This window comes from Undibacterium parvum (assembly GCF_003955735.1).
Taxonomy (GTDB): Bacteria; Pseudomonadota; Gammaproteobacteria; order Burkholderiales; family Burkholderiaceae_D; genus Undibacterium; species Undibacterium parvum.
Window position 1 is genome coordinate 79,961 of record NZ_CP034464.1, and the last position, 24,651, is coordinate 104,611.

General features: G+C 44.6%; 24 protein-coding genes. 5 read left to right on the forward strand and 19 right to left on the reverse strand.

Features of this window, described 5'->3' with window-relative positions:
- Positions 1-16: 16 nt before the first annotated feature.
- The 16 genes from cheD to EJN92_RS00465 all read right to left on the reverse strand — a co-directional run bounded on the left by cheD (position 17) and on the right by EJN92_RS00465 (position 15,236).
- Positions 17-625: a chemoreceptor glutamine deamidase CheD gene (gene cheD, locus EJN92_RS00390; RefSeq protein ID WP_126126023.1), complete on the reverse strand. Its 609-nt coding sequence runs from the start codon at positions 623-625 to the stop codon at positions 17-19.
- A 3-nt stretch (positions 626-628) separates the two neighbouring features.
- The gene (locus EJN92_RS00395; RefSeq protein ID WP_126126024.1) at positions 629-1,522 is read right to left on the reverse strand and encodes a CheR family methyltransferase; all 894 of its coding nucleotides are present in this window, start codon (positions 1,520-1,522) and stop codon (positions 629-631) included.
- Positions 1,523-1,697: 175 nt separating this feature from the next.
- A complete protein-coding gene (locus EJN92_RS00400; protein ID WP_126129683.1) occupies positions 1,698-3,410 on the reverse strand; it encodes a methyl-accepting chemotaxis protein in 1,713 nt (570 codons plus the stop codon).
- Between the two features lie 74 nt (positions 3,411-3,484).
- Complete coding sequence (locus tag EJN92_RS00405) at positions 3,485-3,985, reverse strand: chemotaxis protein CheW (RefSeq protein WP_126129684.1); 501 nt, start codon at positions 3,983-3,985, stop codon at positions 3,485-3,487.
- Positions 3,986-4,032: 47 nt separating this feature from the next.
- Complete coding sequence (gene cheA, locus EJN92_RS00410) at positions 4,033-6,081, reverse strand: chemotaxis protein CheA (RefSeq protein ID WP_126129685.1); 2,049 nt, start codon at positions 6,079-6,081, stop codon at positions 4,033-4,035.
- Between the two features lie 49 nt (positions 6,082-6,130).
- Positions 6,131-6,496, reverse strand: a complete 366-nt coding sequence (locus tag EJN92_RS00415) for a response regulator (protein ID WP_126126025.1) — start codon at positions 6,494-6,496, stop codon at positions 6,131-6,133.
- A 48-nt stretch (positions 6,497-6,544) separates the two neighbouring features.
- Positions 6,545-7,093, reverse strand: coding sequence for a chemotaxis protein (locus tag EJN92_RS00420; protein WP_126126026.1), 549 nt, complete (start codon positions 7,091-7,093; stop codon positions 6,545-6,547).
- A 49-nt stretch (positions 7,094-7,142) separates the two neighbouring features.
- A complete protein-coding gene (motB, locus tag EJN92_RS00425) occupies positions 7,143-8,072 on the reverse strand; it encodes a flagellar motor protein MotB (protein WP_126126027.1) in 930 nt (309 codons plus the stop codon).
- Positions 8,073-8,093: 21 nt separating this feature from the next.
- Complete coding sequence (motA, locus tag EJN92_RS00430) at positions 8,094-8,954, reverse strand: flagellar motor stator protein MotA (RefSeq protein ID WP_126126028.1); 861 nt, start codon at positions 8,952-8,954, stop codon at positions 8,094-8,096.
- A gap of 136 nt (positions 8,955-9,090) precedes the next feature.
- On the reverse strand, positions 9,091-9,885 hold the full coding sequence (locus EJN92_RS00435; RefSeq protein WP_157984282.1) for a class I SAM-dependent methyltransferase: 795 nt from the start codon (positions 9,883-9,885) through the stop codon (positions 9,091-9,093).
- Positions 9,886-9,921: 36 nt separating this feature from the next.
- Positions 9,922-10,476, reverse strand: coding sequence for a flagellar transcriptional regulator FlhC (flhC, locus tag EJN92_RS00440; protein ID WP_126126030.1), 555 nt, complete (start codon positions 10,474-10,476; stop codon positions 9,922-9,924).
- 41 nt (positions 10,477-10,517) lie between these two features.
- Entirely contained in the window at positions 10,518-10,835 is a 318-nt protein-coding gene (flhD, locus tag EJN92_RS00445) for a flagellar transcriptional regulator FlhD (protein ID WP_126126031.1), read from the reverse strand.
- Positions 10,836-11,420: 585 nt separating this feature from the next.
- The gene (gene dnaQ, locus EJN92_RS00450) at positions 11,421-12,125 is read right to left on the reverse strand and encodes a DNA polymerase III subunit epsilon (protein ID WP_126126032.1); all 705 of its coding nucleotides are present in this window, start codon (positions 12,123-12,125) and stop codon (positions 11,421-11,423) included.
- A gap of 47 nt (positions 12,126-12,172) precedes the next feature.
- Complete coding sequence (gene tilS / locus EJN92_RS00455) at positions 12,173-13,555, reverse strand: tRNA lysidine(34) synthetase TilS (RefSeq protein WP_170174840.1); 1,383 nt, start codon at positions 13,553-13,555, stop codon at positions 12,173-12,175.
- Between the two features lie 5 nt (positions 13,556-13,560).
- Complete coding sequence (locus EJN92_RS00460) at positions 13,561-14,535, reverse strand: acetyl-CoA carboxylase carboxyltransferase subunit alpha (RefSeq protein ID WP_126126034.1); 975 nt, start codon at positions 14,533-14,535, stop codon at positions 13,561-13,563.
- Positions 14,536-14,588: 53 nt separating this feature from the next.
- Complete coding sequence (locus tag EJN92_RS00465; RefSeq protein ID WP_126126035.1) at positions 14,589-15,236, reverse strand: DNA-3-methyladenine glycosylase family protein; 648 nt, start codon at positions 15,234-15,236, stop codon at positions 14,589-14,591.
- Positions 15,237-15,721: 485 nt separating this feature from the next.
- Here EJN92_RS00465 and EJN92_RS00470 point away from each other — a divergent pair, with 485 nt between their 5' ends.
- From EJN92_RS00470 to EJN92_RS00490, 5 genes are all read left to right on the forward strand, one after another.
- Complete coding sequence (locus EJN92_RS00470) at positions 15,722-16,786, forward strand: L,D-transpeptidase Cds6 family protein (protein WP_227869635.1); 1,065 nt, start codon at positions 15,722-15,724, stop codon at positions 16,784-16,786.
- 89 nt (positions 16,787-16,875) lie between these two features.
- A complete protein-coding gene (locus EJN92_RS00475; protein ID WP_126126037.1) occupies positions 16,876-18,054 on the forward strand; it encodes a L,D-transpeptidase family protein in 1,179 nt (392 codons plus the stop codon).
- Between the two features lie 90 nt (positions 18,055-18,144).
- Positions 18,145-18,738, forward strand: coding sequence for a peptidylprolyl isomerase (locus EJN92_RS00480; RefSeq protein ID WP_227869859.1), 594 nt, complete (start codon positions 18,145-18,147; stop codon positions 18,736-18,738).
- Between the two features lie 105 nt (positions 18,739-18,843).
- Positions 18,844-19,332, forward strand: a complete 489-nt coding sequence (locus EJN92_RS00485) for a peptidylprolyl isomerase (protein ID WP_126126039.1) — start codon at positions 18,844-18,846, stop codon at positions 19,330-19,332.
- A gap of 23 nt (positions 19,333-19,355) precedes the next feature.
- Positions 19,356-20,174 carry a UDP-2,3-diacylglucosamine diphosphatase gene (locus EJN92_RS00490; protein ID WP_126126040.1) on the forward strand — a complete coding sequence of 273 codons (819 nt, stop codon included), beginning with the start codon at positions 19,356-19,358 and terminating at the stop codon, positions 20,172-20,174.
- An 85-nt stretch (positions 20,175-20,259) separates the two neighbouring features.
- Here the strand turns inward: EJN92_RS00490 and cysE are convergent, their stop codons facing one another.
- The 3 genes from cysE to rnr form a co-directional block, all read right to left on the reverse strand.
- On the reverse strand, positions 20,260-21,009 hold the full coding sequence (gene cysE, locus EJN92_RS00495; RefSeq protein WP_126126041.1) for a serine O-acetyltransferase: 750 nt from the start codon (positions 21,007-21,009) through the stop codon (positions 20,260-20,262).
- A 187-nt stretch (positions 21,010-21,196) separates the two neighbouring features.
- A complete protein-coding gene (gene rlmB / locus EJN92_RS00500) occupies positions 21,197-21,937 on the reverse strand; it encodes a 23S rRNA (guanosine(2251)-2'-O)-methyltransferase RlmB (RefSeq protein ID WP_126126042.1) in 741 nt (246 codons plus the stop codon).
- 65 nt (positions 21,938-22,002) lie between these two features.
- The gene (gene rnr / locus EJN92_RS00505; RefSeq protein ID WP_126126043.1) at positions 22,003-24,468 is read right to left on the reverse strand and encodes a ribonuclease R; all 2,466 of its coding nucleotides are present in this window, start codon (positions 24,466-24,468) and stop codon (positions 22,003-22,005) included.
- Positions 24,469-24,651: the final 183 nt, after the last annotated feature.

Consider the following 24,651-nt stretch of genomic DNA (forward strand, 5'->3'; position numbering starts at 1 on the left):
ATCGTGGAACTCTGGTCTAAAACAAATCAACGTCACCTCCAACAGGAGCCGTTTTAAGACGACTCGCATAATCCAGTTCTCGTTTTTTCAATGTATCGTTATGTTCGACTTTGAGTTTTTTGACAAGAACCTTACCTGTCTTTGGAAAGAAATATACTTTTCGGGGATAAATATCATTTAAATCCTCGGCAATTACGCGCATTCTTTCTGTTCGCAAATAGTCTAGAACAAACTGTGCATTTCTTTGGCCGACATTAATTGCCGTAAATCCACGCAACACATTACCACCACCAAAAACCTTTGCCTCCATGTTTTCGCGTTTTGCACCAGCCTTCAGCAATTCGTTTATCAACACTTCCATTGCATACGTTCCGTAGCGCATCGAAGCCGACACAGGGTTTTCCGAATCTGCACCGCCATCTGGAAGCATAAAATGATTCATGCCCCCGACGCCAGAAACTCGATCACGAATGCATGCGGAAACACATGACCCGAGCACGGTAACAATGAGCATGTCTTTTCCTGTAAAGTAAAATTCTCCAGGCAAAATTTTAGCGGCATCACAATCAAATGTCCGATCATAGTAGACATTTGTCGCGAAATGTTCTTCACTTAATTGGCTCATGGGTCAACCTTTACTCAAATGGCGCGACGTAGCTTTGCTACGAATGTCATGCAGACTAGCTAGTTCATAAACAGTTTTTCCACGAAGCTTAAAATCGTCAGAGACGTATAAAAAATTCTCAGAGTGTCCGGCAAAAAGCAAACCGTCTGACTTCAGCAAAGGAACAAATTTCTTCAATATTTTGCCCTGTGTGGGTTTATCAAAATAGATCATCACATTTCGACAAAATATTGCATCAAACTCGCCACTCACCGGCCAACTATCCGCAAGTAAATTAAGCTGCTTAAATGAGATTAAATTTCGAAGTTCCGGACGAATTCTGGCCATACCTTCTTGAGCGCCTTTACCTTTCAAAAAAAATTTCCGAACTCGTTCAGAAGACATTTTCTCCAATCGGTCGATGTTATAAACGCCTTGAGCGGCAGTGGCCAATACATTTGTATCAATATCAGTAGCAACTATATGGACTGGAGGAGTTAAAGTTCCAAATGCCTCGCAGAGCGTCATCGCAATAGAATAAGGCTCCTCACCTGTAGAGCTAGCTGAACACCAAACATTAACAGAATCTTTGCGACTCTTCGCATGTTCGCCGAGAATAGGGAAATGATGTTCTTCACGGAAAAAAGACGTTAAGTTGGTGGTCAGCGCATTTGTGAATGCCTCCCATTCAGTTGCGGACAATTCTCGCTCTAGAGTATCCAAATAAACCGAAAAAGAATTCATGCCGGTAGCGCGTAGACGTCTAGCCAGACGACTATAAACCATTTCTTGCTTGCTATCTGCAAGTGAGATACCTGCTTTTTTATATATCAAATCTCGGACACGATCAAAGTCTCTACCAGTAAAGACGAATTCTTTCGTAGTCTCAGTTTTGCTCTTTTCGGCGTAATTGGCCATCAAAATTTCCTTGAAATAATGTTCTTATCGATGTCAATTTACGACCAATGCTACTTTTTTAAAATCAGTCTAAAACACTATTTTTTAGAGAAGTAAATTCCACTTAATACAAAGAAAATCTACTCCTCAACAATGAATGTAAACGCATATTCAAGGTTGCTAGCGAGGCCTAAAATCAGAACTCCTCCCAATTAGTCGCGGCCTCGCTTGAGGCCGTTTTATTTTTTCTCATGCCGACCTTGAAATTTTCTGTCGTTGGCGCCTTCAAGGCTATTTTGCGTTGTACAGCCGAAATAGCTGGCTCTCGTCTTTGAGACTTGCCGTTTCCGCTATGCCTGAGCACATTTGAAAGTTTAAATACGCTGACAGCGGTTGCCAATTCGTATGCTTGCTCCTCCATACTTTCGGCAGCAGCAGCAGCCTGTTCCACTAATGCGGCATTTTGCTGGGTCATCTCGTCCATTTGTGTAATCGCTAAATTGACTTGTTCAATACCAGCACTTTGCTCTTGGCTTGCGGCAGAAATTTCACTCATGATGTCAGCAACATGCTGAACGCTTGTGACAATCTCATCCATTGTTTTACCAGCATCATCTACCAATCGACTACCTTGATCGACCTTATCTACGGAATCTCCAATAAGGATTTTTATCTCTTTAGCCGCGCCAGCACTGCGCTGAGCAAGATTACGGACCTCTGCAGCAACTACCGCGAATCCTCGCCCCTGCTCTCCCGCACGCGCAGCCTCAACGGCAGCATTTAGAGCTAATATATTAGTCTGAAAAGCGATACCATCAATGACACTAATAATATCAACAATCTTGCGTGAGCTTTCTTTAATCGAAGCCATAGTATCCACAACCTGCCCAACTACAGCACCGCCTTTGACTGCAACACTGGTTGCCGAAACGACTAACTGATTAGCTTGTCTCGCATTATCGGCATTTTGCTTCACGGTTGACGTCAACTCTTCCATCGAGCTAGCCGTTTCCTCCAAAGAACTGGCTTGTGACTCTGTTCTACTAGAAAGATCAGAATTACCAGATGCGATTTCTTTTGATGCAACAGCAATTGCGTCAGTCCCTGTTCGAACTTTACCTACTGTATCAGCCAAACTCCCATTCATTTCCTTTAGTGCATTTAACAACAACGACACCTCATCTCGTCCAGTAACAATCACTTCTGCGGATAAATCACCGCTTGCAACTTTTTCAGCAACTTCAAGTGCGCCATGCAAAGGAATGGTAATACTTCGAGTTATAATCCATGCAAAAAAAACACCAATAAGCGATGCTATAAACAGTACGCTAAACAACAAATAATTCACCCTCGCGCTAGATGCGCTTGAGTCGTCAAAAACTTGTTTTGACATACTCTCTTGAAAACTCACTAGTTTATTTATTTCTTGAATTGATTTTGAACTCAAAGGGTCAATTACGCTGGAGATAATTTTCACAGCACCTTCGCCATTAAAGGCCAATGCCTGACCAATCGCATCTTTTAATGGCTTTTCTATTTCCTTATCGATTCTTGAAACCTCAGCTAGAATTTTCTTTTCATCATCAACAAGTCCTAGCTCAGAAATTTTATTTTTCGCATCATCGTATAACTTGCGCTGCGCTTTAACTCGCCCATCTTCTTTTTGCATTTCAGCAACATCGGTTTGCAAACCAATATTTCTCATTGCAATACCGCCTTCGAATAACGCACTTTTCATGGCATTCGCCAATGCTTGTTTCTGACTCGCTGTATTCAATCCCTCAATCATGGCATTTCTGCTATTGGATGCGAATATATTTACTAAGACAACAGTAAGGATAAGCCCAGCAAGTATCACACCAAAGCCAACACCTAAACGAGCGCCGATACGAAAATGACGTAAATTCACTTTGCTTGCCTCTTTAATTTCGAACAAAAAAAACTATTTTGTTGCCATGTGAATGGCCGTATGCAAAAACCCACTTAAACTACCTGATCCACTAAACCCATCTCAGCACTAGACATTAATTTAACGATGTCAACCAAGATCAACATTCGCTCTTCTAGCGTTCCGAGTCCGATCAAAAAATCACCGCTAAAAGTTGTTCCCATTTCTGGTGCTGGCCTTACTTGCTCAGGCAAAAGCGTCATCACATCAGAAACACTATCCACAACCATACCAACGATGCGCCCCTCGATGTTTAAAATAATCACTACAGTAAACTGATCATACGTGGGGTTACCGAGGTTGAATTTGATTCGCATATCAACAATTGGAACGATAATCCCTCGTAAGTTAATCACACCTTTTAAAAAATCTGGCGCATTTGCGATTCTAGTTACAGCTTCATAACCTCTAATTTCCTGAACCTTCAGAATATCTATCCCATATTCTTCTTGCCCTAAGGTAAAAGCCAAAAATTCTTGGAGCGCTAGATCAGTTCGCTCTCTCTCAGTCTGTGATGAATTACTAGAAACTTCCATAGTTTGTGCCATTTTTTTCTCCTATTATTTAACTATCCGAACACAATTTATCGAGCGGATCGCAGTAATGCTGCCACATCCAAAATTAACGAAACACCACCATCGCCCAAAATCGTTGCGCCAGAAATCCCAGGCACCTTGCGATAGTTTGATTCAATGTTTTTCACGACAACTTGTTGCTGTCCGACTAGGTCATCAACTAACAATGCGGCTTTCTTGCCATCAACCTCGACAATAACAGCAATCCCTTCAGATGGATTTGAGAATTTTGGGATAATATTAAAACTCTCAAATAAAGCAATCAACGGTAAATATTCCTCCCTAACCTTGATAACACGTCCCTTTCCATTGATTTCTTTAACATCCACCGCGGCCGGTTGCAAGGATTCCATGACGAATCCCAGAGGTAAAATGTAAATTTCATCGCCAACTCTTATAGACATACCATCGAGAATCGCAAGCGTTAATGGAAGAGATATAGTAATCGTCGTTCCAAACCCTTTTGCCGAGCGGATATCCACAGTCCCGCCCATCGCACTTATATTTCGCTTGACAACATCCATGCCAACGCCACGTCCAGAAACATCTGTAACTTCATCTGCAGTAGAAAAACCCGGTGCGAAAATCAATTGCCAAACATCACTATCGGGCATTGCATCATAAACTGGCAAACCACTTTGTCTGGCTTTAGTGAGAATTTTATCTCTATGCAATCCACCGCCATCGTCACTTACTTCGATAACAATGTTTCCACCTTGGTGAACCGCCGAAAGCGATAATTTCCCAGAGGCATTTTTTCCTGAGGCAGTCCGTATCTCGGGAACCTCTATCCCATGATCAATACTATTTCGCACCAAATGTGTTAATGGATCCACAATTCGCTCGATTAAACCTTTATCAAGCTCGGTTGAGGCTCCGTAGGTAATAAACTCAACTCGCTTACCTAGCTTGGTGGCCAGGTCTCTTACCATTCTAGGAAAGCGTGAAAATACATAATCCATAGGCATCATACGAATGGACATCACGGCTTCTTGTAAATCCCTAGTATTTCTAGTTAAGTGTGCAATAGTACTTAACAATCTCTCATTTAAAAGTGGGTCTAAATCTTGCGTTCTTTGCTCTAACATCGCTTGAGTGATAACTAGTTCGCCAATTAAATTTACTATTTGGTCTACTTTTTCGATTCCGACCCGAATTGTGGACGACTCATGAGAAGCTGGATGTTTTTCAGTCTCTTTCTTGGGCTGTTGTTTTTGATCTGAAGAGGCCCCGTGATGATTCAATAATGACTGAGAAATTTCAATATCACTGTCGAATTTAGTCGCATGAACCACATTCGGTGAAAACATAGGGTCCATTGGCTCAAAAAAGCCATAACCCAACTCATCCTCTGAAAGACTTTCAGTTCCTGCACTTGGAGTTAATGGCGTAATGCTTATTTTTAAATCATTTGGATCTAAAATGAATGAGCAAATTGCAACAATATCATCTTCCGTCCCACTGCTTTCCAAGTTCAAAACACTAACACCGCTACCGTTTACCTGTTTGCTAATTGATCCTAGCAAACCCAATTCAGACACAATTGCTTCAGTTTCATTTGAAGATAACTTAGGCAGCTCAATGACAAAAAGATGAGTGTAGTTTGCTGGCGCCAAGATTTTTTTCTCTGCCTGAATAAAATTTTCAGTCGGCATTGCAGGCGAGATATCTTCTTGAGACAACGACTGCAATAACATTCTTACATCAGCCACCGCATCTTGATCCACCGAGGTTCCTAAACGATGTCCATCCAACTGCATTTTTAGTACGTCCTTAGCAGCCAAAAAAGCTTCGACATGCTCGGAGGTTAAAGTCATTTCGCCTTTTCGAATTTTATCTAAAAGGGACTCCAAAACATGTGTCACTTCGGCCATATCTACAATGCCGAACGTAGACGCACCTCCCTTGATGGAGTGCGCAGCACGGAAAATTGCGTTCAAATCCTCTGGGTCTGGCGAGGAAATATCTACAGCCAGCAGCAACTTTTCTTTCTCGGCGAGAAGTTCTTCTGCCTCGTCAAAAAATACCTGGAAAAATTGACTCATGTCAATTGCCATCATCGCGCTCCATCATATAGTCGTCAGTGCTTGGATTATCTACTTTTCATCAGCCAATTACTTTTTTTACGACTTCCGTCAATTTTTGTGGATCAAATGGTTTTACCAACCACCCATTTGCCCCTGCAGCACGCCCCTTATTTTTCATGTCATCACTCGATTCTGTGGTTAACATCAAAATAGGAACTTTTTGATAGGTAGCTAATGCACGCAATGACTTAATCAAAGTAAGGCCATCCATACGGGGCATGTTTTGATCTGTCAAAACAAGATCAAACACTTGATTTTTTGCTTTTTCCAAACCGTCCTGTCCGTCTACTGCTTCGACCACCTGATAACCTGCTGCTTTTAAACTAAAGGCTACCATCTGTCTCAACGAGCCAGAATCATCCACCGCTAAAATTGTCTTGGACATCATCACTCCATTATGCAAATTAAGGCAATACGCCCTCAAATATCAACTTTAAAACAGCTCAATATCACCACTATCTAAATGCTTTTGACTTACCGCTTTACGCAAAATACTTTTCAATTCGACACTTTGACTCTCCAGCGTGACGGACATGTTCTTTAGTAAAACAGCAATTTCATCGACATCACCATCATGCGGAATTCCATCGCCGACTACCCCCAAGGAACTTAGGACTTCACGGAGACCGACACTTCTCTGCAGGGTTCTAGATATTAATTGACTGGTCAAATCCTGGAACTGCAAGCTTGTGACTGCTGCATTGATATGGGAGGCTATTTCGCTTTGAATTATTTTTAATCGATCAATACTCTGATCGGATGCACCACCGGAAGAAATGAGAACGTTGATCTCATCTTGCTGGCTAGATACCGCGGTATGCAAAGCCAAAAAACTTGCTCCAAGCTTCTCAATCGCCTCAGCCAAAAGAATAGTTGTTTGAACAAGGTCCGTCTCTAATTCGATCAAATGCTCATTTCCGTGGTCCGAAACCCCAGCAAGTAACTGTTTAACTTGAGAACCTAACATTTTCTTTTTTGACATCTTAAGCATCCCAATTTTCAGTTTGATGTTGCAGCTTGATACCAAACACTCAATCGCCAGCCTTATCTTTAGCGTTTATTGCAACATCGCCCGAATTCCCCACATCAATAGAACCACCATCTTGCGATGCAGATAGATCTGCTTTCTTATTCATAACAATAATGCTAATACGTCTATTTATGGGGTTTAATGGATCATTTTTATCAAATAAAACAGAAGAAGACAGGCCAACTACCCGCAATACTTTTGTCTCATCCATGCCGCCGTATATCAACTCTCGGCGAGATGCATTCGCACGGTCCGCCGACAACTCCCAATTACTATATCCTTTTTCACCACTGCCGTACGGCGCTGCATCGGTATGCCCAGACAAACTTATTCGATTCGGTACATCGTTAAGTGTACGACCTATCTCATGCAAAATTTCTCTAGTGTAAGGTTGCAGATCCGCTTTTGCAGACGCAAACATCGGACGATTTTGCTCATCAACCATTTGTATTCGCAGACCTTCAGTCGTAATATCCAACAGCAGCTGTTTTCTATATTGTTTCAAACTAGGACTTGAATCAATCGCCGCTTCAATTTTTTCCTTTAAAACCTTTAATCTTTCAGCATCAACTTTTGCTAACGCGGCTTCCGCAGCCTGCAAATTGTAGCTTTTCTTAGGAGACTCTACTTCGCCTTTTCTATTTTGTCCTTCTCGCAAACTCAAATCTTTACCGCCGCCTTTGATAATGCTCGAGCTATCTCCACTCCCGTCACCACCAGCCATTGCAACTTTCAATGGGGTCTTAAAATACTCTGCAATTCCTTGCAAATTACCCTTTGCATCAGAACCAAGAAGCCACATTAATAAAAAGAACGCCATCATCGCCGTCACAAAATCTGCGTAAGCAATTTTCCAAGCGCCCCCGTGATGACCGCCAGCAACCTTCTTTATACGCTTGACGATAATAGGTCTGAGTTCTTCATTCGCCATATGAGTGTTTACGTCAAAACTTTATTTTGATTTAGATTGTTTAATATGCTCTTCTAACTCACTAAAACTAGGCCTTTCGGTCGAATAGAGAACTTTACGCCCAAACTCAACCGCTAAGGCTGGGGCATACCCATTCAAACTAGCAAGTAAGGTTACTTTTACACACTGAAAAGTTTTTGATGACTCATCTAACTGCTGCTCCATTAATCCAGCTAGCGGACCGACAAAACCATATGCCAACAAAATACCTAAAAACGTTCCCACCAAGGCATGCGCAATTAATATACCCAATTCAGCTGGTGGAATACCCACAGACTCCATAGTATGCACAACCCCCATTACTGCTGCGACGATGCCAAAGGCTGGAAGGCCGTCCCCTAATTTAGCAATAAAATGTGAAGGCCCTGCAGCCTCATGATGATGAGTTTCCAACTCGTTATCCATCAAATTTTCTATTTGAAATGCGTCCATATTTCCAGAAACCATCAGTCGCAAATAATCACTAATAAACTCCATCATGTGATGGTCTGTGACGATTAAAGGATATTTGCTAAACAATGGACTCTCTTCGGGCTTTTCTATGTCCCCCTCAATAGACATTAAGCCTTCTTTACGTATTTTGGTTAACACGTCGAATAACATAGTCATCAGCTCCATATAAAGGGCCTTTGTATACTTAGAGCCTTTTAGCACTCCAGGCAAAGCTTTGAGCGAGGCTTTTAAGGTCTTACCAGTATTACCAACTAAAGATGCGCCGACCGCCGCTCCCCCTATCATTAATAATTCGAGTGGCTGGAACAAAACAGCAAGATGTCCGCCGGACATTACGAATCCGCCGAAAACAGATCCCATAACAACAATATAGCCAACGATGACTAACATGCCTAATACTCCTTAATGAATTTCGATTGCGAGCTATTTTTTGAGCATGGGCGTCAATTAATGAACGAGATAATCGACTGCATAAAGACTGAATGTTGCCTCTAATATTGCCCAAGGCATACACTTACATATTCCATTATATGCGCCATACGTAGAGAAAAGGTTCTTTCTCGGCTATATTAATACACAAATCTGGCTCGACATCGGGAATTATGAATTCATAGCTCAATAACAAGGTGCCTGGCTTCATTTCTGCGATCGCCTTTACCCATAAGTTACTCATTGCCACCGGTGATAAATATGCAAACACGACGTCGTACTCACCAAAATTCGCACGCTCGTAATTGCCAAAAATAAATCGAACCGGTGAGCTAGCAAACCAAGCTCGGAAATAGCTAATAGCCCATGGCAAAGGTGCGATCTCAATGCCGACAAATGAAGATTCTTTGCGGACGGCCGACAATTTGAATAACAAGCCACCTAATCCGCTTCCTACATCAACAAATCGGAATTTACTATCCGGGGGTAGTAAATTAAGCACGGCTGGAAGCAAAGCCGAAGTCGAAGGAAAATAAGGGACTTGGGTTCGAAAAATAGACCAATAGATTAAAGTCAAAAAAACAAATCCACACAAATAATAAGTCGGCGAAATTTCAGCGATTAATAAAATGGGGACAAGAAGAGGAAACAAAAATTGAATTACGATCCACCACCAATCCAATTCCCACAAAAATGTTAAAAAGGCCGCGAACGCAGCCTGAAATACAACATAAAAAACAATCGATGGGGGACTATCTAGAGTGAAACGAAGAACTATGGACATCAAAAAACAAAGGAGCATTGAGGTCGACTGAATCAGTATCGCCAGAATTGAAGGCGAAAGCGAGTCAAGACCCAATTTAAGAGCACTATTTATGCGCTGAATAGTCAATCCTATCTTCAAAAGCATTCCAGAAAAATATTCCCTTCATGCTACCATATCCAATAAGGGTTCTACATCCCTAAGTTTTTTCGTCTTGCCTGCGCGAGAAGGAACATTGCAAAGCCCACAAGCATAATGGTCATGCAAATCCATAGAGTGCGCAACAAATTGCCCGCCACACTTACTGCATTTTACAAACGAAAGCATTTTCCCATCAAAAAATCGAACCAGAGTCCATGCGCGTGTCATTGACAATATTGGCTCATCGCCAGCAGCGACCGGGAATTGCTCTAAATACAAACGATACGCCTTAACCACAGCCTCGATACCAACAATACCAGCGTGCTCCTGCAAGTATTTGTGAATATTCATAAATAAAGACGAATGTATATTTGGTTGCCAAGTAACAAACCAGTCAGTTGAAAATGGCAACATTCCCTTGGGCGGAGACACCCCTTTAAGCTCTTTATATATTTTCAAAAGCCGCTCACGCGACAGCGAAGTCTCGGACTCAAGCAACTGTAGACGAGCGCCCAAATTAACCAAATCTATCGCCAGTTGAATGTCATGTGCTTCACTTACTACACTTTTGGTTGCCATGCTGCCACCCATTTTCAATTTTAAAAACAAAAGAGATTTACTTAATTAATCTCTTCAACTGCCTGCCCAGCCATTAAGATCGCAGCATGAGAGTGAGCCAGTGAACGTTCTTTATTGTAATTGGTCAACATGCATAAAATTGCGCTATCTTCGAAGCGGAACCTTGCAAGCATCATATTCGAGCCAGCCAATTTTAGAATCTGAGAGTTATTTAAACCCTCTATCAGATCAGCAATTTCCTTACCAATACCAAGGCGGAATATGGCGGTAGGCTTATCGGCACGAATCATCTGCTGGGCCAACATTAGATAGCTTAAGTTAGCGTCGCGAATTTCAGCCATTATATCGTTCGGTGTCATGTCCTACCCCCATCGTGTTTAACCTGGCCAAACTTCATTGCCAGTGAGATACATTGTGAGACTAAGGAAAATACCGGTGTATAGGTGAAACTCTAAGAATGTTTTCAAAAAACGGAAATCGCCCGTAGGAATTATTCCTACAAGCAAATATTAACATCTACAAAAATTAAATTCGTAGAAATTTGATGCATTTACAAAACAAGAAAAAATTTTAAAGTTACTTTAAAATCATGGACTTAAAATTAAAAAGTATTCAATCATCTCAAGCTACACAAACATTAACGACAGCAAAAGTGAAAACTTTAGGGTAAATCGAAAAAATATTTAATTTAATTTTTCTTAGTTTATTTAACGGTCGAAAATCGAAAAACTTTAGGCAAAAGTGATGTTTTTTTGAGAAATAGCAAAATCAGCGATGCAGTTCGAATATCTGATCGCTTTTTTGTGTATTTAAAAGAAGGATTTGGGAAGGCAAAAAAGATCTACGGCAAAAAGACTCACCGAAATAGTGAGCGCCATAACGCCTGGATTACTGCTCTACACAAAGGTTAAGGAGAATGAAATGCGCCCCAACCTCTCAATTACTTAGATTTGATTCCATATGCTTTTGCCACGAACATCCTTATCCAAGCCGGTTAGCAGCAGCTCATGCTCAGTCATCTCAGACTCTTCAGCCAAACAAAGCAATACATCATGCATAGGAAGATCTATCAGCACATCAGTAAGTACTGGTGCAACCTCCTCTTCTTGTATTTCGATAGAAAAGCTATTTTGCCCACGGGACATCGCCAAAAACACATCGGCCAATAATTCGGCATCCAATAATGCACCGTGTAATTTCCGGTGAGAATTGGAAATTTCATATCTATCACACAATGAATCTAAAGAATTGCGCTTACCTGGGTGCAGTTCTTTTGCCTGAACCAAGGTGTCTGTGATTTGTTCAACAAACTCAGGGAATAAAGGCATTCCCAAAAGTGTTAATTCAGCATTTAGAAAGCCGACGTCAAACGGTGCGTTATGAATAACAATTTCCGCGCCTTGAACATACTCCAAAAATTCCTTTGAGATTTCAGCAAATTTTGGTTTATCACGCAAAAACTCTGTCGTTAATCCATGAACAGCCAATGCGCCCTCTTCAGAATCACGCTCAGGATTAATGTAACAATGAAAATTATTGCCGGTTAATTTACGGTCAATTAATTCGACGCAACCAATTTCTATTACTCTATCACCACCTCTGGCGTTCAATCCCGTGGTTTCCGTGTCTAAAACAATTTGTCTTTTCATTACAGATATCCTTATCTACCAACTAAGACAGCGTTATTGCCTTAACATTAATCCGCTTGCCATCTGAAATTTATCAAATTTTCACTATCCAATTGGAAAAGTTCCGAATGCGTGCCGACCTTGGCCGCATGTAACAATTTACCATTGACATACAAAAATGGTAATCGCTGCCTTTGCCAAAATGGTATTTTTAGTGTTTGAAAATGGCTCTTAATATCGCGTGTGGATCGGTTTGCGGCAAGCTTTAAGCGCTCTCCGCCTTCGCGTCCGCGCAAACAAAGCTTTTGCTGCATCAACCAGTCTTTATCAACGCCGTATCTTGCCTCTTCAAAATGCATAGTTCCTGAAAAATCCGCGAAATAAATCGCTGCTTCACCATTCCATATGAATTCTTTGGGTGCGACTAACTCATCACCTGTGGGCAAGGCTGACGCATAAATTCTATCTTTATAACGATGAACACCCAATTTATCATGATGGATAGTAATCTTTGCATCATGCCTAGCGTCAAAAAGTTGATGGCGCATTTCAGCTAATCGTGCGGTCGATGGCATACGCACACCCAAGGTAGAAAACCAATACCTCATTAAATTCTCTATCCTGTCGATACTAAGCAGTCGCATTTTTTCGATTTGCAAAGCATCATCTATCAGGCATGCTGCCATATCGATCTGCGCAAGTTCATTCAACAAGCGGCCGGCCGTTTGCACATGCCTGGCACTTCTGGCTAACCTAGTCGTATAACCTAGCGAAATTTTTGACAGAACAGGCATGACCTGTTGTCGTAATGCATTTCTAGCGTATCGACAATCAAAATTCGATTCATCCACAACGTAACTAATTTCATACGATGTAGCAAAGTCTAATAACATCTCTTTGCTCAGACCCAGAAGTGGTCTGGCAATGAGCAGATCTTTATTCAAAAGCAGTGCCGGTGCATAATTAAACAAATCCATGCCGGACAGCCCAGAAACACCGGAGCCACGCAATAGTTGTAGCAGAAGCGTCTCAGCCTGATCATCTTGATGATGGGCAGTCAGCAATAACGAAGTCTTAAATTGCGCACACAAGCCGCCTAATGCACGATAACGTTCGGCTCTGGCCGTAGCCTCAATTCCTTCGGGACTATTAAGATCAATGTGAACTTTTACCGAAGAAAAGACAACTCCAATTTTTTCACAAGTAGATTGACAATGCGCAAGCCATTCATCCGCATTTTGACTCAAGCCATGATGTACATGAAAAGCAAAAATTGGAATCTGTTTTTCTCTGCAAAAACTAGCTGCGAGCGAGAGTAGAACTGCAGAATCAAGCCCGCCACTATATGCAATTGCGATTCCGCGCTGCACAGCATCTGGGGCTTGTTCTGAGATGATCGACGATATTACTTCTTCAAAGCGCTGCTTGAGCGCCTTATCACTGGGGTTCACGGACTTCATTCAGACGATTTTGTTTCCTTGAATTTACCGTAAGTCATTAACTTTTCATGGCGAGCATTCAGCAAATCCTTAGTCTTCACACCTTGAAATTGACGCAAGGTGTCAGCCAAAGCACGCTTCACCAATGCGCACATTTGCTTAGGGTCGCGATGTGCGCCACCCAAAGGCTCGTTAATAATCTTATCGATTAAACCCATTGCTTTCAATCGATGCGCAGTTAAGCCTAAAGCCTCCGCCGCATCCGATGCGCGATCAGAGGTTTTCCATAAGATCGATGCGCAACCCTCTGGGGAAATAACTGAGTAAGTTGCATACTGCAGCATCAATACAGCGTCACCAACTGCGAGTGCCAACGCACCACCGGAACCACCCTCTCCAATAATGGTCGCAATTAAAGGCACTTTAAGTTCAGCCATCACATAAAGATTATGTCCAATCGCCTCAGACTGGCCACGCTCTTCTGCATCGATACCTGGCCAAGCACCAGTAGTGTCGACAAAAGTAAACACAGGGATGTTAAATTTTTCCGCCAGCTTCATCAGGCGCATTGCCTTACGATAACCTTCAGGCTTAGGCATGCCAAAATTGCGCAATGCGCGCTCTTTGGTGTCACGTCCTTTTTGGTGCCCGATAACCATGCAGGCTTGACCATTAAAGCGCGCCAGTCCACCCACGATTGCTAAATCATCGGCAAAACTACGATCGCCATGCAATTCATGAAAATCAGTAAAGATCTGATTCACATAGTCCAGTGTATATGGGCGCTGGGGATGACGTGAAATCTGCGAAACTTGCCAAGGCGTTAATTTTGCGTAAATATCCTTGGTCAGCATTTGGCTTTTCTGGGAAAGCCTATCAATCTCCTCAGAGATATCGACTGCTGAGTCATCTTGCACAAAGCGAAGTTCTTCAATTTTTGTTTCTAGTTCTGAGATTGATTGCTCAAATCCTAGGAATGTCGTTTTAGACATCGTGCCTCCTTCAAATTCAACACGAGTTAAAAAAATGGTTAACTAATTACCAACTAAGTTGCAACTGGATCAAGACTGCGCCATAAATACCAGGTAGCGACGGTGCGCCACGGCTCCCAGTTTGCGGCGACTTCTCTTATGTCACTGCGTGATACTGGTTCACCGGAGAAATAGTTAAGACTAATTCCCTTCAGCAAACTAGGATCATCCAGAGGTAAAATATTCGGCCTTAGCAAATTAAAGATTAAAAACATTTCGGCAGTCCAGCGGCCTATACCTCTAATTTGCATCAATTCAGCGATCACATTTTCATCTGTCATCTCCGCCCACTTGTCCACGTGCAGTCTTTTTTCTTTGAAATGTTCTGCAAGATCGAGAATATACTCTATTTTTCTCTTGGAAAGTCCACAAGCTGCGAGTTTCTCCGCGCCAGCTTTATTTACTTGCAAGGGAGTCGACTTTGGGCAAACCTCTAAAAATTTCTGCCAAAGCAGGTTGGCGGACTCTGCAGAAAGTTGCTGCGCTACGATAGATCGCGTTAATGTGGTAAACGGATCATCGTGCGCAACCAAATACAAATCGCCAAACTGAGGGATAAGTTTGCGCATGATACGGTCACGCTTCATTAATTCACTTTTAGCATTTTCCCAATATTCTGGAAGATGTGGCTTATCTGCTGGTAATCTCAAAACATTTTCCATTCTAGTAATACCCTACGCCATTCGGTTACGCCGCCAGTTTCATCCTCAAGAAGCGCGCTTCCGATAGCTACGTATTTTGAATTTGATGAGATTTTGCAAATATTATCTTCTTTGCTTCCGATCTAAGCTGAATTTTAGCGTCTATTTGTGTTGCATCTACACAATCCAACAAGAAGTTTCACATTCTGATCGAATTAATAAGAGAAGTCATCATCGCAATTGCAATATCACTGCAAAAAAATTAATTTCATTTGGAGCTAGATTTTCAGGCTTAGACTTCACTAGCGCAAGCAAAAAAATGCATCTCCATCAAGCCTTGTGAAATTGGTTTTAGTCAACTCTTTTCTTATTGTTCATAAGTAAAAGAACTAAAGCATATCAAAAACCCAAAATTCACACATATTTGTTAAGATGTCGCACTATATTCAGTATAACATCGCTGCCTAGTGTTCTTCTGTTCTCAAATGAAACCAAGTCAATTTACTATGCGCCATCTCTTAAAAAGTGTTTTTGCACTTTCAGTAGTGTCCTTCGCCCTTCTTCCAACCCCTAGCTTTGCCGATGATGCCAGTGATGCGGGTAAACTATTAAGGGCTGGCCAATTGCCTGAAGCGATGCAGAAAGTCGACGCTGTATTGGCTCAGCGTCCCAAAGATGCACAAATGCGCTTTCTCAAAGGCTTGATACTGGCTGAGCAGAATAAAAATGCCGAGGCCATTACTATCTTTACTAAACTAACTGATGACTACCCTGAGCTGCCAGAGCCATATAATAATTTGGCGGTACTGTATGCATCTAGTGGTCAATACGATAAAGCGCGCACCGCTTTAGAAATGGCGATAAGAACTAATCCCACCTACGGCACTGCACATGAAAATTTGGGCGACATCTACGCCAAGCTTGCCAGCCAAGCCTACGACAAAGCACTGCAATTAGATTCTGCAAACTCTGGCGCCAAATTGAAACTTACTTTAGTGAAAAGTTTAATTGGTAACACCACTGGCGGCAGCAATCCAAAAACAGCGATGCCTGCGGCCACAGTCGCACCTCAAGTGGTCAATCAAAACTCTGTGAGCAAACCAACAGCGTTGCCCGCCACGGTGGCCAAAGCTGAACCTGCGCCAGCTAAAATTGCCGCACTCAAGGTAGAGCCAGCTGCGCCTAAAGTGGAAACTAAACCAGTTGCAAAAGTGGCCGCTGCTACAAACACCGATCAAAGCGACATACTAAAGGCCACCGAAGACTGGGCAAAAGCCTGGAGCAGCAAAGATACCAACGCTTATCTAGCGCATTACGCGAAAGACTTCCAAACGCCTAAAAATGAATCCCGCAAAGCGTGGGCAGAAGAGCGCCGCGCCCGCATTGAAGGCAAGGGTCGCATCAATGTCAAAATAGAGACGCCAAAAGTGACCGTTGATGGGCATACGGCCAGCGTTAAATTTCGCCAGATTTATAGCTCGGACCAACTCACCGCCAACAGCCGAAAATCTTTAGAGATGGTTAAGCAAGATGGCAAGTGGCTCATCAAGGCAGAGCGCACGGGTAGCTGATGTTTCGTTTCGCATTAAATTTACCGCCTACACTTTGGTCGGCTGGAAAAACTTTTTTTTATTACAGTATTTTTTTAACGGCGACAGCAATGCTTGCATTGCCGCTAGCTGTGTACGCAAAAAAAGTGACTGACAGGGAAACACCCTCCGAGCTTAGCCAACCACTGCCAAATCCCGAAGCCCTGCTGATTGAGGTCTATCAGAGTCTGGGGGCTAGCAATCTGCACAAAGCGCAGCAAAAGATTGATGAATTAATCTTAGCCTATCCGCATTTTCAGCTGGCGCATTTAATTCGCGGCGACTTACTGCTGATGCATACGCGCCCCGTGAGTAGTTTTGGGGCGGCCCAAAATGCCACGCCAGACAAGCTGAAAGATTTTCGCGACGAAGCCAGTGCCAGACTGAGAGCGATACGCGAAAAACCTGATCCTGACCTGATACCACGCAGTATTCTGCAGCTCAGAGATGATCAGAAGCAAGCACTGGTGGTCGATGCCAAACGTTCACGCATCTATGTGTATGAGCATACGGCTGGCCAACTAAAACTGGTCAGCGACTATTACATTAGCCAGGGCAAGCTTGGCATGAATAAGTTTAAAGAGGGTGATCAAAGAACCCCGACTGGCGTGTACTACATTACCAGTCGACTCGCTGGTGCCAAACTGCCCGATTTTTACGGGCCTGGTGCGCTGCCGCTTAACTATCCTAATGAATGGGATAAACTCAATGGTCGCAGCGGTTCAGGAATTTGGTTGCATGGCGTACCATCCGATAATTTTAGCCGTGCCCCATTGGCCTCGGATGGTTGTGTCGTACTAACCAACCCGGATTTTCTGAAAGTGGCGGCTAGCATCGACATAGGTAAAACCCCGGTCATCATTAGTGAACAGGTAGAATTCGTCAACCGGACTAAGTGGAATGCAGACAAGCAAATTGCCAGCAAACTGCTCGAAGATTGGCGTATCGACCTTGAAAGTTTGAGTGCGAATCGTTTGCTGGCTAACTACTCGCGTAACTTCAAAAACCTGCAAGGCGAAAATCTCAACACATGGTTCCCCAAGCAACAACAAGCTTGGGATGGTGCCCGCGAAATTTCGATAAAATTGCGCGATGTTACCCAGTTTCGCTATCCGGCAAAAGAAGAAATTATTGTCAGTACCTTTACTCAAGACACGCTAATCGGCAAGACTAAAACCAGTTTTCGCAAACGCCAATACTGGATCAAGGAAGCGTCTAAATGGCGCATTATTTATGAAGCTCTGGTTTAATTAATGAGGTCAATTATGTTTTCTTTCAAACGTCGTCGCTTTACTAAACTGTTTGCAGCTTCAATTTTAGCTTTGAATACTCAGCTCGCCATGAGCGAGGCTTTGACCAATGTGGCGATCAAAACTTCTATGGGCGAAATCGTACTTGAGCTGTACCCAGAGCGCGCACCGAAGACGGTAGAAAACTTTCTGCGTTACGTCAAGGCAGGACATTACAGCAATACTATCTTCCACCGTGTCATCGATAATTTCATGATACAGGGCGGTGGCTTTGATAAAAAAATGCAGGAAAAATCGACTGGCAAACCAATCGCACTGGAAGCGCGCTATGCCTTGGATCACGACTTAAAAAATGAGCCAGGTACGATAGCGATGGCGCGTACCAATGATCCAAATTCTGCGACCGCGCAATTCTTCATTAACGTCAACGATAATGACTTTTTGAATCATCAAATTCTGCCCGAAGGCGACCCGGTGGAATACTCCAGACGCGGTGAAATGATCAAGTCTAGCCGCGCACAAGCGCTGAACGCAACCGCTGGTTACACGCCATTTGGTAAAGTCATCAAAGGCATGGACGTAGTCGAGAAAATCAAGGTGGTGCGCACCAACGGCAACAGCGGCATGATGCCGAACGTGCCTCTGGAAACCGTCACGATAGAGTCGATCAAAGTCATTAAGTAATTTATTCGTGCGCGATCGTAAGTAATCGTACGTAATCGTTCGCAATATTCCGCAATATTATGCAGCTTTAACTATTAGCCAACTAAACTTCACGCAAGGATCATCATGGCCGTCATTTTATCCACGAGCATGGGCAATATCACGATAGAACTCGATGCAGAGAAAGCACCGCAGACCGTTGCTAATTTCATTTCTTACGTAGACTCGGGTCATTACAATGGCACGATTTTCCATCGCGTCATTGATGGCTTCATGATACAAGGCGGCGGTTTTGAGCCTGGCATGAAACAGAAAGCCCACAATGCACCGATACCCAATGAAGCCAACAACGGTTTAAAAAACACCCTGTATTCAGTCGCCATGGCACGCACCAGCGACCCACATTCGGCTTCAGCGCAATTTTTTATTAATATGACCGACAACAGCTTCCTTGATTACCCAGGTCAAGATGGTTGGGGCTACTGCGTGTTTGGCAAAGTCACTGCTGGCACTGAAGTGGTAGACAAAATTAAGGGCGCGAAAACCACCCGTACCGGCATGTTTCAAGATGTCCCGGTCGAGAATATCGTGATAGAAACTGCGACGATAGTCTGATTTTTTTGCGCAGCTGAACTACAGTGAAGACCACCACCGCCCCGCAGGCGCCAGCAAAATTGCTTGCGCTGTTTGCTTCCGACATCCATCTCGATCCCGCGCTGCCACGCACCACCAACTATTTTCTTAATTTCCTAAAACAGCAAGCGCCACTGGCCGAGCGTCTGTATTTGCTGGGGGATTTATTTGAATATTGGGCCGGCGATGATGATATGGATGCGCCCTATCATCAGATGATCATTCAAGCTTTACGCGATCTCAGCGATGCCGGAACCGCGATTTTTTGGATCGCTGGCAATCGTGATTTTTTAGTCGGTAATGCGTTTGCTGACGCCACTGGCTGTCAGCTATTACCAGACCCAAGCCTGATTCATTTGGCTGGCCACACCATTGGCATCACGCATGGCGATGCCTTGTGTACCGACGATGTGGGCTATATGCAATTCCGGAAAATGGTGAGGCAAAGCCAGTGGCAAGAGACATTTTTGCAGCAACCCTTGGCGCAAAGAAAAGCCATCATTGAAGGCATGCGCATCAACAGCAAGAGCGAACAAAAGTCGAAGAGCGCCGAGATCATGGATGCGCATCCAGATGCGATTAGCGCGCTGTTTAAGCAGCAGCAGGTAGCGATCATGATTCATGGCCATACGCATAGACCGGCGCGGCATCAGCACAGCGAAGGCCTGCGTTATGTCTTGCCCGATTGGGAGTGTGACGCCACAGCGCAAAATCTGCGCGGCGGCTGGCTAGCAATCGACCAAGACGGTCATTTTCTAGCGCACCTTGTGGATGGCAGCGACGATCTCTTATTTACAGGAATAAAAGATACTCCCCCCGAGTAATTTTCAGACGCCCATATAGTATATGCGCGATTGACTAGATACTAATCAGTTTTTGGGGGAGTATATTGCTAAATGAGCTTGCGGCTTAATCCACCAGGCAGTTAATCTGCTGTGGGTCTAGCTTATCGGCTTCCAACTGTTTTTCACAGGCGATCCCGGCAGCACAGACTGCTGCGGTCAATTTATCGATTTGCGCTTGCTGCGAAACGGCCTGATCTATCAGTTTATGCAGCGCCTTAGAGATAGGATCATCGCCATTGCCGGTCACCCCATACGCACTAAAAATTTGAGCGGCTTTCGCCTCGGCCTGTAGCTGCACATCTTTTTGTATCACATGCGCGGGATTACCCACCGCCGTGGCACCTGCCGGCACCGGCTTTACCACCACCGAGTTTGAGCCTATCTTGGCACCAGCGCCTATCGTAAAACCACCCAGCACCTTGGCACCAGCACCTACGATGACACCGGCCCCCAAAGTAGGATGCCGCTTCGCGCCGGCAGAAAGCGAAGTTCCGCCCAAAGTAACGCCCTGGTAAATCGTGCAATCGTCCCCTACTTCGGCGGTCTCGCCCACCACCACCCCAAAGCCATGATCGATAAACACCCGGCGGCCAATAGTCGCACCGGGGTGTATCTCTATACCTGTCAGTATGCGCGCCAGATAAGAGATGAAACGCCCCAGCCACTTCCAGCCACGCAACCAACACCATTTGGCCCAACCATGCATCACGATGGCTTGAAAGCCAGGGTAGCAGGTAATCACCTCCCAGGCAGTGCGGGCGGCAGGATCGCGTTGGATAATACTGGCAATATCTTCACGTAAGTGAGTAAACATGGAATGAATAAAAGTAAAAGAGAGTAAAGGAGAAAAACGAGAGCAAAAAAAGAGGGAAGAAAAGAGCGCAACTTGGCTATCTTAGCCTGCGCAGAAAAATTTTGCTGAGCAGGTGCGCTTTTAAAGCTTGAGCAAGATCAAAAAAAAGGGAAAGCCAAGCTTTCCCTTTTTTTATTCAGGCCAAAAACTAGCCGCGCGCTAAGCGCTGCCTACGCGCCTCATACAGACAAACCCCAGAAGCCACCGAGACGTTAAGACTCTCGACCGTGCCGAACATAGGAATCTGCACCAGCACATCACAGGTTTCTCTGGTCAAGCGGCGCATGCCCTCGCCTTCTGAGCCCATCACGATGGCGATACCGCCAGTAAAATCGACATCGTAAATGTCTTTTTCTACGTCATCAGAAGTGCCGACCAGCATGATGTCGCGCTCTTTTAATTCACGCAGAGTGCGCGCCAGATTGGTTACCGTGATGTAGGGCACTGTTTCAGCCGCGCCACTGGCAACCTTGGCAGCTGTCGCATTGAGGCCAACAGCACGGTCTTTAGGTGCAATCACCGCATGAGCACCAACACCATCAGCGACCCGCAAACAAGCGCCCAGATTATGCGGATCAGTAATCCCATCCAAAATCAATAACAAAGGCGGACCTTCTATTGCATCTAATAATTCATCGAGATTGCGAGCCAAGGATAATTCACCAGCCTTGGCCACCACGCCTTGATGACGGCGAGTGCCGACTATATTTGACAAACGCTGATCATCGGTAGGAATCACCCTGACTCCAGCCGACTTTGCAGCATGAATTAGATCTTGCATACGTCGATCAGAACGCCCGCTATCAACATAAATTTCCTCCACAGTCGAAGCCTCGTGACGGATGCGCGAGGTGACTGCGTGGAAACCAAAAATCATTTTACTTTTCATATTTACTTCTCACTCTTCTTAACACACATTGCAAACGCTAGCCTTGGACTATCGGGGTCCAACTACTAGCGTTTTTTCTTAGTCGATCTGGTATTTCTAGAGGCATTCCCGGCGCGTGCTGGAGTTGGTTTGGCGCGCCCAGAACCCTGAGCAGCGAGCGCTACAGGCTCGGTCGTAGTCCGCTTTACTGAGGATTTGCCTGTCGCCTTAGCCGATTTCGATCCTTGCTTACTGCCTTCGGCTATATGACTCTTGGCACGAGCGCCGCCCGCCATACGATCGCCCGGCATTGCAGCGCGCGCCGATGGCGCTTGCACGATAGACAAATCGATCTTACGCGCATCCAAATCAACCCGACTCACCTGCACCCGCACTCTATCGGTCAACTGATAGCGCTTGCCAGTACGCTCGCCGCGTAACTCATGCCTTGCATCATCGAACTGGAAGTAATCCGCACCTAGTTCGGTAATGTGTACCAAGCCTTCGATATAAATATCATCGAGCTGCACAAAAATACCGAACTGTGTCACTGCCGAAATCGTGCCGGTAAATTCTTCACCGAGTTTATTTTTAATGAAGTAACACTTCAACCAGGCCTCGACATCACGCGAAGCCTCATCTGCCCGCCGTTCATTGGCGGAACAATGGGTGCCAAGCGCATCCCAGATAGTCAGATCTTTTTCTGGCTTTTTCTTACCCGCAGCCTTATCCGCAACTTGCTGTTTGCGCGCCGCGTTCGAAATCGTGGTGTTGAGCAAACTGGCATCTATGCCTTTGGGCTCGTATTTTTTTCCGAGCAAGATCGCTTTGATGGCTCTATGCGTCAGTAAATCTGGGTAACGCCGTATCGGGCTAGTAAAGTGGGCGTAAGCATCGTAAGACAAGCCAAAATGGCCGATATTGTCGGGGCTGTACACGGCTTGCTGCATCGACCTTAACAACATGGTTTGCAATAAGGGTGCGTCCGGACGTCCCTTAACTTTTTGCATTAGCTCAGCATAATCGGAAGCTGTCGGTGAATCACCGCCGCCCAAATGCAAACTAACCTGTTTCAGGAAATTTCTGACCTGAGTTAATTTTTCTTTGGTTGGACTAGCATGAATACGGTAAGTACCAGGGTGCTTGTGTTGCGCCAATAAATCTGCAGCACAGACATTGGCCGCCAACATGCATTCCTCGATCAGCTTGTGCGCATCATTACGGGTGCGCGGCAGAATTTTCTCTATCTTGCCGACCGCATTGCAAACGATATAGGTTTCTGTCGTTTCGAAATCAATCGCACCGCGCAAATGACGCGCCTTCAATAAGGACTGAAAGCAATCGTACAAATGCAGGAGATGCGGCACCAAAGTCATGCGCTTGTTCGCCTCTGGGCCTTTGGTATTACCCAAAATGGCGGCGACTTCGGTGTAAGTGAAACGCGCTGCAGAGTGGATAACCGCTGGATAAAATTGATACGCCGTGACTTCGCCCTGTGCCGTAATCACCATGTCGCACACCAAGGTCAATCTATCGACATCGGGATTGAGCGAGCACAAGCCATTGGATAATTTTTCCGGCAGCATAGGAATAACCCGACGCGGAAAATACACCGAGGTGCTGCGCAATAAAGCATCACTATCCAAGGCGTCGTTAGGCTTGACGTAATGACTGACGTCAGCAATCGCAACGATCAACCTATGGCCTTTCACCCTACCGATTTTTACCGGTTCGCAATACACCGCATCATCAAAATCACGCGCATCTTCGCCATCTATCGTGACCATAGGAATATCGCGCAGATCAACTCTTTCGAGCAGATCGCCAGGTTTAACCTCGCTAGGTAGCTTGCTGGCAGCTTTTTTTGCCGGCTCAGAAAATTCGTGCGGCACGCCAAACTTTCTGACGGCAATTTCAATTTCCATGCCTGGATCGTCGACATCGCCCAGGATCTCAACTATTTTACCCACGGCCTGCGCGTATTTAGTCGGCTGCTCAATCAAGGCCACACTCACTACCTGACCTGATTTTGCTTTGCCAGGCGAACCTGAAATTAAAATATCTTGACTGAAACGTTTATCTTCGGGTGCGACTATCCAGGCACCATTTTCATTCAAGAGTCGCCCTATCACGTGGGTGTTGGCGCGCTCCAAAATTTCTACGATTCCGCCTTCCAGGCGACCGCGCCTATCGGTGCCGACCACGCGCGCGCTGACTCTATCGCCGTGCAAGACACGCTGCATCTCGCGCTCGGGCAAATACAGATCTTCACTACCGTCATCCGGCGTCAGAAAACCATAACCATCCCGATGACTGCTCACTCGACCGGAAATAAAATTCTCGTGGTTCGCCAGCGTGTAATTTCCCAATTTATCCAACTTGAGCTGGCCGTCTCTCTCCATCGCATTGAGGCGCCTCACCATGCCATCAAGCTCTTCAGGCTTGACACCTAAAGCGCCTGCGATCGTATCAATTTTTTGCTGACTTTTCGTGGTGCGCAGGATGCCGAGAATTTCCTCGCGGCTAGGGATGGGGTAGGAATGTTTATTCAAGAGGCTAGCGTCTTTTCTGTTGTAAATAACGTTTATCAGTACCTTCGCACCAACTCCCCCTAGTTTACCGGAGAGCTCCCAAATTACCTAACTTTACACTACTTATTATTTTCCTTTGCCCTGTATCAGGCAAGTATTAAATAAGTAAATCCCACCTAAGCCATTGACATAAACCTTAGATAC